At 37.5% G+C, this 13,076-nt stretch carries 5 protein-coding genes, 2 tRNA genes and 5 rRNA genes; 11 read left to right on the top strand and 1 reads right to left on the bottom strand.

Annotated elements, in window-relative coordinates; genetic code table 11:
* The 7 genes from ACOQN8_RS18170 to rrf (ACOQN8_RS18140) all read left to right on the top strand — a co-directional run.
* Positions 1 to 505 (top strand): 23S ribosomal RNA (locus tag ACOQN8_RS18170); the annotation flags it as partial.
* Positions 506 to 605: 100 nt separating this feature from the next.
* A 5S ribosomal RNA gene (rrf, locus tag ACOQN8_RS18165) occupies positions 606 to 714 on the top strand.
* A gap of 1,007 nt (positions 715 to 1,721) precedes the next feature.
* A 16S ribosomal RNA gene (locus ACOQN8_RS18160) occupies positions 1,722 to 3,245 on the top strand.
* Between the two features lie 78 nt (positions 3,246 to 3,323).
* Positions 3,324 to 3,397, top strand: a tRNA-Ile gene (locus ACOQN8_RS18155).
* Positions 3,398 to 3,493: 96 nt separating this feature from the next.
* Positions 3,494 to 3,567, top strand: a tRNA-Ala gene (locus tag ACOQN8_RS18150).
* Between the two features lie 163 nt (positions 3,568 to 3,730).
* A 23S ribosomal RNA gene (locus ACOQN8_RS18145) occupies positions 3,731 to 6,607 on the top strand.
* Between the two features lie 100 nt (positions 6,608 to 6,707).
* Positions 6,708 to 6,816, top strand: a 5S ribosomal RNA gene (gene rrf / locus ACOQN8_RS18140).
* Between the two features lie 133 nt (positions 6,817 to 6,949).
* Here the strand turns inward: rrf (ACOQN8_RS18140) and ACOQN8_RS18135 are convergent.
* Complete coding sequence (locus tag ACOQN8_RS18135; RefSeq protein WP_420553775.1) at positions 6,950 to 8,518, bottom strand: hypothetical protein; 1,569 nt, start codon at positions 8,516 to 8,518, stop codon at positions 6,950 to 6,952.
* A gap of 134 nt (positions 8,519 to 8,652) precedes the next feature.
* Here ACOQN8_RS18135 and ACOQN8_RS18130 point away from each other — a divergent pair, with 134 nt between their 5' ends.
* The 4 genes from ACOQN8_RS18130 to leuB are packed head-to-tail and all read left to right on the top strand — an operon-like array spanning position 8,653 to position 12,915.
* Complete coding sequence (locus ACOQN8_RS18130) at positions 8,653 to 9,828, top strand: 2-isopropylmalate synthase (RefSeq protein ID WP_420553774.1); 1,176 nt, start codon at positions 8,653 to 8,655, stop codon at positions 9,826 to 9,828.
* Positions 9,828 to 11,210, top strand: coding sequence for a 3-isopropylmalate dehydratase large subunit (gene leuC, locus ACOQN8_RS18125; RefSeq protein WP_420553773.1), 1,383 nt, complete (start codon positions 9,828 to 9,830; stop codon positions 11,208 to 11,210). Before ACOQN8_RS18130 ends, leuC begins: the two co-directional genes overlap by 1 nt.
* A gap of 5 nt (positions 11,211 to 11,215) precedes the next feature.
* Positions 11,216 to 11,794 (top strand): 3-isopropylmalate dehydratase small subunit, encoded by a 579-nt coding sequence (leuD, locus tag ACOQN8_RS18120; RefSeq protein WP_235275954.1) that lies wholly within the window; start codon positions 11,216 to 11,218, stop codon positions 11,792 to 11,794.
* 5 nt (positions 11,795 to 11,799) lie between these two features.
* Positions 11,800 to 12,915 (top strand): 3-isopropylmalate dehydrogenase, encoded by a 1,116-nt coding sequence (gene leuB, locus ACOQN8_RS18115; protein WP_420553772.1) that lies wholly within the window; start codon positions 11,800 to 11,802, stop codon positions 12,913 to 12,915.
* Positions 12,916 to 13,076 lie beyond the last annotated feature (161 nt).

The raw sequence follows: 13,076 nt of genomic DNA, 5'->3' as shown, positions 1-13,076 counted from the left end.
AGAGCATAGTGATCCGGTGGTTCCGCATGGAAGGGCCATCGCTCAAAGGATAAAAGGTACTCCGGGGATAACAGGCTGATCTCCCCCAAGAGCTCACATCGACGGGGGGGTTTGGCACCTCGATGTCGGCTCGTCACATCCTGGGGCTGGAGAAGGTCCCAAGGGTTGGGCTGTTCGCCCATTAAAGTGGCACGCGAGCTGGGTTCAGAACGTCGTGAGACAGTTCGGTCTCTATCTGCTGTGGGCGTTAGAAATTTGAGTGGATCTGACTTTAGTACGAGAGGACCGAGTTGGACGAACCTCTGGTGTATCTGTTGTTCCGCCAGGAGCACTGCAGAGTAGCTACGTTCGGAAGGGATAAGCGCTGAAAGCATATAAGCGCGAAACCCACCACAAGATGAGATTTCTTTAAAGGGTCGTTGGAGATTACAACGTTGATAGGCTACAGGTGTAAAGGCAGTAATGTCATAGCCGAGTAGTACTAATAACCCATAGGCTTATGTATATCGTCTTCCCTCTACGGAGGGAAGCGCAACTCTTTGATAATTTATGATATGATTTTACTAATATGTTAACTTTTACAGTTGAAATACACTGAAACGATTTAAGGTGATTATTGCAATGGGGCTCACCTCTTACCATTCCGAACAGAGAAGTTAAGCCCATTAGCGCCGATGGTACTGCCGATGGTGGGAGAGTAGGTCGTTGCCTTTCTTTTTAACCTCAATCTTATACTATAAGATTGAGGTTTTTTTTTGCTCTAAATCTAAATAACGATATAATTGATAAGAGTATTAGATTATTTCCTATGGTATAAAAGATAATGATGCTAATGATGTAAGAGAGTTTATGATAATATTATAGCCTTTGTTATAGAATAAATAGAATACGGATTATAAAGTGTCTCTAATTGGCGTTTAAGGAAGTCTTTTCTTAATGATGAATAATTAGTTTACTTATCATATTTTTTTGCTTAGGTAAAATTATCGTAGAATAATAAAATAAGAGCATGTAGTACTTTCTATTTTACAATAGGAAAGAGCTTCGGTTAGCGGTATATGAGTAGTTATTTATGGAGGGTAAACATTATAAATCATACAGGAATTAGTTAAACCAACCCTTGCGATAAAAAACTTTCAGATGTAACTTATTGATAGATAGGTGATGTAAAAAATAATTCAAAAAAAGATTAAAAAGGATAGTTGTTATGTTAAAAAAGGGTTCTATATTTGCACCCGCTAACGGAAAAACGATAGTTTGAAAGATAGCAAAAGTTCATTAAAATAGGCGGTAGAGAGTTGTTAAAAGAGAGTAAAAAATAAGTTAAATTATTCTTGTTTATTACAAAATAAAGATGCTATCTTTGCAGTCCGTTTTAGAGGCGACAGTTCATTAAAATTTTAGCAAAAACAAATTAAAAAAAAACTTTCAAAAAAGTTTGTCAGTTTTAAAAAGGTTTGTAAATTTGCAACCGCTTAAATAAAGCGACACGATCAAAGAAATTTTGGAATGATTTAGATAAAAAAAATCAACTAGTTCGAGTCTAGTATTTCTACAAGAGAGTTAATTGATATTTTGGTTGAGAAGACTAAATATAGAGGTTAACAAAGTTCATTGAAAATATTGAAATTGACAGCGTAAAACAAAGAGTAGAATAACATGTCTAACTTCGTTAGATAAAATTCTTTTGAAACTTATTCATTCATAATATTAAAGATTATACAATGAAGAGTTTGATCCTGGCTCAGGATGAACGCTAGCGGCAGGCTTAACACATGCAAGTCGAGGGGTAACAGGAAAAAGCTTGCTTTTTTGCTGACGACCGGCGAACGGGTGCGTAACGCGTATAGAATCTGCCTTGTACAGGAGGATAGCCTTTAGAAATGAAGATTAATACTCCATAATATTGGGAAGCGGCATCGCTATCTAATTAAACATTTATGGGTACAAGATGACTATGCGTCCTATTAGCTAGATGGTAAGGTAACGGCTTACCATGGCAACGATAGGTAGGGGGTCTGAGAGGATTATCCCCCACACTGGTACTGAGACACGGACCAGACTCCTACGGGAGGCAGCAGTGAGGAATATTGGTCAATGGAGGCAACTCTGAACCAGCCATGCCGCGTGCAGGAAGACTGCCCTATGGGTTGTAAACTGCTTTTATACAGGAAGAAACAGTCGTACGTGTACGGCCTTGACGGTACTGTAAGAATAAGCACCGGCTAACTCCGTGCCAGCAGCCGCGGTAATACGGAGGGTGCAAGCGTTATCCGGAATCATTGGGTTTAAAGGGTCCGCAGGCGGTCAATTAAGTCAGAGGTGAAATCCCATAGCTTAACTATGGAACTGCCTTTGATACTGGTTGACTTGAGTTATACGGAAGTAGATAGAATAAGTAGTGTAGCGGTGAAATGCATAGATATTACTTAGAATACCGATTGCGAAGGCAGTCTACTACGTATATACTGACGCTCATGGACGAAAGCGTGGGGAGCGAACAGGATTAGATACCCTGGTAGTCCACGCCGTAAACGATGGACACTAGTTGTTGGGGTTTACTTCAGTGACTAAGCGAAAGTGATAAGTGTCCCACCTGGGGAGTACGATCGCAAGATTGAAACTCAAAGGAATTGACGGGGGCCCGCACAAGCGGTGGAGCATGTGGTTTAATTCGATGATACGCGAGGAACCTTACCAGGGCTTAAATGTAGAGTGACAGGTCTAGAGATAGATTTTTCTTCGGACACTTTACAAGGTGCTGCATGGTTGTCGTCAGCTCGTGCCGTGAGGTGTCAGGTTAAGTCCTATAACGAGCGCAACCCCTATCGTTAGTTGCTAACAGGTCAAGCTGAGGACTCTAGCGAGACTGCCGGTGCAAACCGCGAGGAAGGTGGGGATGACGTCAAATCATCACGGCCCTTACGTCCTGGGCTACACACGTGCTACAATGGTATGGACAATGAGCAGCCACTATGCGAATAGGAGCGAATCTATAAACCATATCACAGTTCGGATCGGAGTCTGCAACTCGACTCCGTGAAGCTGGAATCGCTAGTAATCGGATATCAGCCATGATCCGGTGAATACGTTCCCGGGCCTTGTACACACCGCCCGTCAAGCCATGGAAGCTGGGGGTGCCTGAAGTTCGTTACCGAGAGGAGCGGCCTAGGGTAAAACTGGTAACTAGGGCTAAGTCGTAACAAGGTAGCCGTACCGGAAGGTGCGGCTGGAACACCTCCTTTCTAGAGAAAGATGGTGAGTTACAAATGAATTATTTTACTCTTTGCTGTTAATTTTAAAATATTAGACTAAGATCTTATAGTCTCGTAGCTCAGCTGGTTAGAGCGCTACACTGATAATGTAGAGGTCGGCAGTTCGAGTCTGCCCGAGACTACAATAAGACCCTTAGTGAAGGAAATTTTAGAAGTTGAGAAGTATGGGTTGTTACAACTAATAACTCACGACTAAGAACTCATGCCTAAAAGACTATGGGGGATTAGCTCAGCTGGCTAGAGCGCTTGCCTTGCACGCAAGAGGTCACCGGTTCGACTCCGGTATTCTCCACAATCAGGTTTTTATAATCTGAAAACGTTCATTGACATATTGGTAGAATGATATCGTAAAGAATCAAGATAGAGAAGTTAAATTTAAATATTTAACAAGAATATTTTTTATAAAAACAAATTATAAAGAGCTCGTTCTAGAAGTAATTCTAGAGCAAAAAGTACAATAAGCTAAATAAGGGCGTATGGCGGATGCCTAGGCTTTCAGAGGCGATGAAGGACGCGATAAGCTGCGATAAGCTACGGGGAGAAGCACATATTTTATGATCCGTAGATTTCCGAATGGGGCAACCCAGCATGTTGAAGACATGTTACCCGTAAGGGGGCAAACCTGGTGAACTGAAACATCTAAGTAACCAGAGGAAGAGAAAACAATAGTGATTCCGTTAGTAGTGGCGAGCGAACGCGGATTAGCCCAAACCAATGCTGTTACGGCAGTATTGGGGTTGTAGGGCTGCGACATTAGAATCTAAGTGAACTAGAATCGTTTGGAAAGACGAACCAAAGAGAGTGATAGTCTCGTATAGGTAAGCGAAGAGGATATAGCAGTACCCTGAGTAGTGCGGGACACGTGTAATCCTGTATGAATCCACCGGGACCATCCGGTAAGGCTAAATACTCCTGAAAGACCGATAGTGAACTAGTACCGTGAGGGAAAGGTGAAAAGAACCCTAAGTAAGGGAGTGAAAGAGAACCTGAAACCGTACGCCTACAAGCGGTCGGAGCACATTTACTGTGTGACGGCGTGCCTTTTGCATAATGAGCCTACGAGTTACTGTTGCTAGCAAGGTTAAGGATTTAAGGTCCGGAGCCGAAGCGAAAGCGAGTCTGAATAGGGCGAGATTAGTTAGTAGTAGTAGACGCGAAACCGAGTGATCTACCCATGGGCAGGTTGAAGCTGTGGTAACACACAGTGGAGGACCGAACCAGTTGACGTTGAAAAGTCTTTGGATGACCTGTGGGTAGGGGTGAAAGGCCAATCAAACTCGGAAATAGCTCGTACTCCCCGAAATGCATTTAGGTGCAGCGTTGAGTAAAAGTTTTATAGAGGTAGAGCTACTGATTGGATGCGGGGGCTTCACCGCCTACCAATTCCTGACAAACTCCGAATGCTATAAAATGTTTCTCAGCAGTGAGGGCATGGGTGCTAAGGTCCATGTCCGAGAGGGAAAGAACCCAGACCATCAGCTAAGGTCCCCAAATATATGTTAAGTTGAACTAACGAGGTGAAACTGCTTAGACAGCTAGGATGTTGGCTTGGAAGCAGCCATTCATTTAAAGAGTGCGTAACAGCTCACTAGTCGAGCGGTTTTGCATGGATAATAATCGGGCATAAACATATTACCGAAGCTATGGATTTATATTTATATATAAGTGGTAGGGGAGCATTCTATTTGCGCCGAAGGTGTACTGTGAGGTATGCTGGAGCGGATAGAAAAGAAAATGTAGGCATAAGTAACGATAAAGGGGGCGAGAAACCCCCTCACCGAAAGACTAAGGTTTCCTCAGCGATGCTAATCAGCTGAGGGTTAGTCGGGACCTAAGGCGAATCCGAAGGGAGTAGTCGATGGACAACAGGTTAATATTCCTGTACTTCTTATAATTGCGATGGGGTGACGGAGTGATGAAAGCACCGCGAACTGACGGAATAGTTCGTTGAAACATTTAGGTATTAGAGCTGTAGGCAAATCCGCAGCTTTAGCTGAAGTGTGATAGTACAACAAGTCTTCGGATGCGTTGATAGTGTGCCTAAGGGCTTCCAAGAAAAACCTCTAAGCTTCAGATTATAAGAACCCGTACCGTAAACCGACACAGGTAGTTGGGATGAGAATTCTAAGGTGCTCGAGAGATTCATGGCTAAGGAACTAGGCAAAATCGACCCGTAACTTCGGGAGAAGGGTCGCCCCACTCTGTGGGGCCGCAGTGAAAAGGTCCAGGCGACTGTTTATCAAAAACACAGGGCTTTGCTAAATTGAAAGATGATGTATAAGGCCTGACACCTGCCCGGTGCTGGAAGGTTAAGTGGAGGGTTTAGCTTCGGCGAAGATCTGAAATGAAGCCCCAGTAAACGGCGGCCGTAACTATAACGGTCCTAAGGTAGCGAAATTCCTTGTCGGGTAAGTTCCGACCTGCACGAATGGTGCAACGATCTGGACACTGTCTCAGCCATGAGCTCGGTGAAATTGTAGTATCGGTGAAGATGCCGATTACCCGCAGCGGGACGAAAAGACCCCGTGAACCTTTACTATAGCTTCGTATTGACTTTGGATAAGTAATGTGTAGGATAGGTGGGAGACATTGAAGCGGCGTCGCTAGGCGTTGTGGAGTCGTCCTTGAAATACCACCCTTTGCTTATCTAGAGCCTAACTCAGCAATGAGAACAGTGCGTGGTGGGTAGTTTGACTGGGGTGGTCGCCTCCAAAAGAGTAACGGAGGCTTCTAAAGGTTCCCTCAGCACGTTTGGTAACCGTGCGTAGAGTGCAATGGCATAAGGGAGCTTGACTGAGAGACATACAGGTCGATCAGGTACGAAAGTAGAGCATAGTGATCCGGTGGTTCCGCATGGAAGGGCCATCGCTCAAAGGATAAAAGGTACTCCGGGGATAACAGGCTGATCTCCCCCAAGAGCTCACATCGACGGGGGGGTTTGGCACCTCGATGTCGGCTCGTCACATCCTGGGGCTGGAGAAGGTCCCAAGGGTTGGGCTGTTCGCCCATTAAAGTGGCACGCGAGCTGGGTTCAGAACGTCGTGAGACAGTTCGGTCTCTATCTGCTGTGGGCGTTAGAAATTTGAGTGGATCTGACTTTAGTACGAGAGGACCGAGTTGGACGAACCTCTGGTGTATCTGTTGTTCCGCCAGGAGCACTGCAGAGTAGCTACGTTCGGAAGGGATAAGCGCTGAAAGCATATAAGCGCGAAACCCACCACAAGATGAGATTTCTTTAAAGGGTCGTTGGAGATTACAACGTTGATAGGCTACAGGTGTAAAGGCAGTAATGTCATAGCCGAGTAGTACTAATAACCCATAGGCTTATGTATATCGTCTTCCCTCTACGGAGGGAAGCGCAACTCTTTGATAATTTATGATATGATTTTACTAATATGTTAACTTTTACAGTTGAAATACACTGAAACGATTTAAGGTGATTATTGCAATGGGGCTCACCTCTTACCATTCCGAACAGAGAAGTTAAGCCCATTAGCGCCGATGGTACTGCCGATGGTGGGAGAGTAGGTCGTTGCCTTTCTTTTTAACCTCAATCTTATACTATAAGATTGAGGTTTTTTTTTGCTCTAAATCTAAATAAAGAGATACTGAATAAGAATAAAACTATAGGAAAATAAATTGTTTTTATATAAGTTTTAGCCTTGTTCTGTAAATTAACAAGGCTTTTTCTTTCGATGATTATATTTCTCTCTTATAATCGTTGAAATAGGCTTGTTTTCAATTTTACTTTCTAGCCATGATAGAATATCTAGATATAGAAAGGCTCTTTTTTCAAAAGGATGATTTTCATAAACTTTTAATCGGCTATGAATTTTCTTAAATTCATTTTTTATTTGATGTGGAAAAACATCTCCAAGTGATTTTATAGAAACAATAAACTCTTTTTGTACTTCTTGTAAATTCTCCATTTTAAGAAGGAACTTGTATGTATCTTTAAATTGTCTTTCTAAATGATAGTCTAATCCACATTCATAATGTGCAATTAGATTTAAAATTCTAGCAAAACATTGTAAATCTTCACCAACATATAGCTTTTTTGAATTTATAATTTTGGATAGGTATTCAATAGATTTTTTATTTTCACCCATTCCAAAGTATAAACAAGCTATCTTGTAATATAATGTGATAATATGGTGTTTGTCTATTCGATTGCTATACTCATGAATCTTAGTATTTATTTCTTCAACTAAATATTCTCCTTTACTAAATGTACCTTCTAGGAAATGCTTATGTAGTTTATTTGCATAGAAATATTGAAAAATTAAAATTTCAGTATTTCCATTCATTGGAATTTTATTTTCTTTTATATCATTTTCAAATGATGTAAGTTCTTTATTAAATTCTTTTTCATGCTGAATAAAGAATAATGACTCTAATAAATAGTTGATTCCTTTTAAATAAAAAACAGGATTTAATTTTACCATTTTTGGATACTCTCGATATAAGTTTACCCAATTTGAAGAATACTTATAACCATTCAGAAAATTTTGAGTTAAAAGAGATCTCCATAAGTGTGCTTTGTATAGCCATAAACGTTCTCTAAACCCTAATTTATTGTAATCAAAATTTGGTAAACGAGCATAGAAATAAGAGTTAATCTTATTCAGCTCTTCATCATTACGAGCATAGCCAGTTTTTAAAAGAATACCATACAATTGAAGTGATAAGTTTGAGAGTTTACTTGTAATTACATTTTGTAAACTTAATTCCTTAGCCTGAATTGTTAATTCATCAGCTCTGGTACTAATACTTCTCGTTATATACTGACTTTCGATTACTTTTTCAAGTTCAACAATTTCATAAGCAATATTTTTTTCTTCATTATCTATTGCTAATACTTTTGCTTTGTCAAGTAATTTAAGACTTTGTTTATATAGACCTTTTTGATATAGTACTGTAGCAAAATCTAACTGTTCACGTATTTGAACTCTAACATTTTTATGTTTCGGATTCATTCGTAAGCTAGTTAGTATTTGTTTATACAAATGAGCTTTTAAATTAGAAAGTTGTTGCTTGCTTACAATTCCACTATTAATTATTGCTTTTTCATCATACTTTTTTTGTTTCTCTAAAAATTTAAAAAGAGTAAAAAATTTAGCTTCAGTATTACCTTCTAATCGACCAATATATAAGTGAAACTGACGTTTTTCTGATTTCGTTAAAGATTGAATCAGTACAAATAAAGAATCATTTTGTTGGTTAACTCTTGTAAAATAATTCATTTTAAAATATTGTTAATCAGTTTATTAGTGTTTTTGTTTTGTTTTTTGGTGTCGTAAAGAGTATTTGAAAAAATAGCACTTCTGAAAAGCCAATATATACATTTGATTGATATAATGACAATATATTTAAGAGAATGAATAACGATAAAGTCCAAATTTTCGATACCACTTTAAGAGATGGTGAGCAGGTCCCCGGTTGTAAACTGGACACAAAACAAAAGCTAGTTATTGCTGAGAGATTAGATTTTTTAGGAGTTGATATTATTGAAGCAGGTTTTCCAGTTTCTAGCCCAGGAGATTTTACTTCTGTAAATGAAATTGCAAAACTGGTAAAGAACGCTACAGTTTGTGGTTTGACTAGAGCAGTAAAAAAAGATATTGAAGTTGCTGCAGAAGCTTTAAAAATAGCTAAAAAACCAAGGATTCATACAGGAATTGGAACGAGCGATTCTCATATTAAATATAAGTTTAATTCTTCTCAAGATGAAGTTATAAGGAGAGGGGTTGATGCTGTTTCATATGCGAAGAATTTTGTTGATGATGTAGAATTCTATGCAGAAGATGCTGGTAGAACTGATAATGTTTTTTTAGCGAAAGTTTGTGAAGAGATGATTAAAGCTGGAGCTACAGTTTTAAATATTCCAGACACTACAGGTTATTGTTTACCTGAGGAATATGGAGCTAAAATAAAATACTTAAAAGAGAATGTAAAAGGAATTGAGAATGTAATCATTTCATGTCATTGTCATAATGATTTAGGCTTAGCAACAGCAAATTCAATAGCTGGAGCAATCAATGGTGCTCGTCAAATAGAATGTACTATTAATGGGATTGGAGAGCGAGCAGGAAATACAGCTTTAGAAGAGGTTGTTATGATTTTAAAACAACACCCTTATTTGAATTTACAAACAGATATCAATACACAGTTATTATATGATACTAGTTTAATGGTTAGAGAAAGTATGGGAATGCCTGTACAGCCGAATAAGGCTATAGTTGGAGCAAATGCTTTTGCGCATAGTTCAGGGATTCATCAAGATGGAGTTATTAAAAATCGTGAGACATATGAAATCATAAATCCAGCTGATGTAGGTGTTACTGAAAGCGCTATTGTATTAACAGCAAGAAGTGGTAGAGCTGCTTTAGCATATAGAGCAAAAAAAATAGGGTATGAATTAACCAAAATTCAACTTGATTCAGCTTATAGAACTTTTTTGAATTTTGCAGATAAGCAAAAAGAAGTAATAGATGATGATATTCATATGATAATGAAACAAGTTAATAAGGTTTCTAAAATAGCAATAGCCTAATGGGAAAAACATTATTTGACAAAGTATGGGATGCTCATGTAGTAGATACTATAAAGAATGGACCTCAAGTTTTATATATTGATAAACATTTAATCCATGAGGTTACAAGTCCACAAGCATTTAATGAGTTAAAGGAACGTAATATTCCAATTGCGCGTCCAGATAAGATTATTGCAACAGCTGATCATAATACTCCTACAGTAAATCAACATTTACCTGTTAGAGATGAACTTTCTAGAAATCAATTAGAGCAATTAACTAATAATTGTAAAGAGAATAATATAGAATTATATGGTTTAGGTCATAAATACAATGGAATTGTTCATGTAATGGCTCCTGAATTGGGAATTACTCAACCAGGAATGACAATGGTTTGTGGAGATAGTCATACATCAACCCATGGAGCTTTTGGGGCAATTGCTTTTGGAATAGGAACAAGTCAAGTAGCACAAGTATTTGCAAGTCAATGTTTGTTATTACAAAAGCCTAAAAGTTTACGAGTAACGGTCAATGGAACTTTAAAAAAAGGGGTGTTACCTAAAGATGTTATACTGTATATAATAGCTCAGTTAGGTACAAATTCAGGAACAGGGTATTTCTGTGAATATGCAGGAAATGTTTTTGAAGAAATGTCTATGGAAGGTCGTATGACTGTTTGTAATATGAGTATTGAAATGGGAGCTAGAGGAGGAATGATTGCTCCTGATGAAACTACTTTCGAATACGTAAAAGGTAGAAAATTTGCTCCTAAAGGTGAACTATTTGAGGATAAAGTAGCTCATTGGAAAACTTTAAAAACTGATGCAAATGCTAAGTTTGATAAAGAGTATTCTTTTAATGCTGAAGATATAGAACCAATGGTTACTTATGGTACAAATCCTGGAATGGGAATAAAAATTACCGAAACTATTCCTGAAGAAAATGATGTTTCTTTTGAAAAATCGTTGACTTATATGAATTTTAAAAAGGGTGAAAGCTTAGTTAATAAAAAAATTAATTATGTTTTTATTGGTAGTTGTACAAACTCAAGGATTGAAGATTTTAGAGTTGCAGCTTCTTATGTTAAGGGAAAACAAAAGGCTAAAAATGTAAATGCATGGTTAGTTCCAGGATCACAATTGGTAGCAAAACAAATTCAAGAAGAGGGCTTACAAACGATTTTTGAAAAAGCTGGTTTTGAATTGCGTGAACCTGGATGTTCTGCTTGTTTGGCAATGAATGAAGATAAAATACCTGAAGGAGAATATTGTGTTTCTACATCCAATAGAAATTTTGAAGGTAGACAAGGACAAGGGGCAAGAACTATTTTGGCAAGTCCATTAATAGCAGCAGCGACTGCAGTAGAAGGAAGAATTATTGATATAACTAAAAATCTTAATTAGAAAGAATGGAAAAGTTTGTGAAATTAATAGATACAGCAATTCCTTTACCTACTGAAAACATTGATACTGATCAGATAATTCCAGCTCGTTTTTTAAAGGCAACCGATAAAAAAGGATTTGGAGATAATGTATTTAGAGATTGGCGTTTTCACAAAGATGGAAGTATAAATAAAGATTTTGTTTTAAATAATGATACATACCAAGGAAGTATACTAATTGCTGGCGATAATTTTGGATGTGGTTCTAGTAGAGAACATGCAGCTTGGGCATTATCAGGTTACGGATTTAAAGTAGTGATTAGTAGTTTTTTTGCGGATATTTTTAAAGGAAATGCTTTAAACAATGGAATTTTACCTATTCAAGTATCTGAGGAGTATTTAAAAAAGTTATTGAAAAAAATAAAAGAAGTTCCTGATACTGCTTTGATAGTTGATTTAGAGAACCAATTATTAAAAACTCCAGTTGGGAACTGTGAATTTGAAATCAATCAATATAAAAAAATATGCATGCTTAATGGATATGATGATATTGATTTCTTGATAAGTAAAAAAGATAAAATAAAAGCTTTTGAAGCAACATTATAAAAAATATGAAATATAATATAGCTGTTATTCCAGGAGATGGAATAGGACCCGAAGTTACTGAACAAGCAAAAAAAGCACTGAATGCGATTGCTCATGTTTACGACCATACTTTTATTTATAAAGAAGCATTGATGGGAGCTTGTGCTATAGATGGAACAGGGAACCCATTACCAAACGAAACACTTTCAGTTTGTAAACAGTCTGATGCAATATTATTTGGAGCAATAGGACATCCTAAATATGATAATGATCCAAGTGCTAAGATTAGACCGGAACAAGGTTTATTGAAGTTACGTAAAGAGTTAGGGTTGTTTTGCAACGTTAGACCAGTAAAGGCTTACGATCAACTGATTGAAAATTCACCACTGAAAGAAGACATTATAAAAAATACTGATATTTCTATTTATAGAGAATTAACAGGAGGTATTTATTTTGGAATAAAAGAGTTAAGTGATGATGGAAAAATAGCATTTGATGGGTGTTCTTATTCAGTAGAAGAAATTGAACGTATTGCACATTTAGCTTTTAAAGAGGCACAAAATAGACGTAAAAAATTGACTTTAGTTGATAAAGCAAATGTTTTAGAAACATCACGTTTGTGGAGAAAAACGGTTACAGCATTATCAGGCCAGTATCCAGAAGTTACCTTAGATTTTTTATTTGTAGATAATGCGGCAATGCAAATGATTTTAAACCCTAAACAGTTTGATGTAATTCTTACAGAAAATTTGTTTGGAGATATTATTAGTGATGAGGCAAGTGTTATTGGAGGTTCTATAGGATTGTTAGCATCAGCTTCAGTTGGTAAAGAAAATGCTTTATTTGAACCTATTCATGGTTCTTTTCCACAAGCTACAGGAAAAGATATAGCTAATCCATTGGCTTCTATTTTATCAGCAGCAATGTTATTGAAACATTTAGGTTTACATACAGAAGCAGCTGCTATAGAAAGAGCAGTGGAAAAATCGTTAGAACTAGGAATTACGACAGAAGATATTAGCTCTGAAACTAGTTTTGGAACAAGTAAAGTTGGTGATTTTATAGCCGATTATATCTATAACCAAGAAGATAGTAATTTAAATTTTCAGAATATACATATGGGGCAAAGTACCATTATATAATTAATTGATTATTACATGCAACTGGTGAGGTATTTATAGAAATATAAGTACCTCATTTTTTTTATCGTAAATATTCCTTAGTTCATATGAATAATTCCTTAGTTTCCTAAAAAGTGGTTTTGAGACCAAGGTGTCTAGGGTACTTTTGAAGTATAAATCAT

The organism is Tenacibaculum aiptasiae (genome assembly GCF_965221665.1).
In the GTDB taxonomy this organism is placed as follows: domain Bacteria; phylum Bacteroidota; class Bacteroidia; order Flavobacteriales; family Flavobacteriaceae; genus Polaribacter; species Polaribacter aiptasiae.
This window is presented reverse-complemented; position numbering and strand designations above follow the sequence as displayed.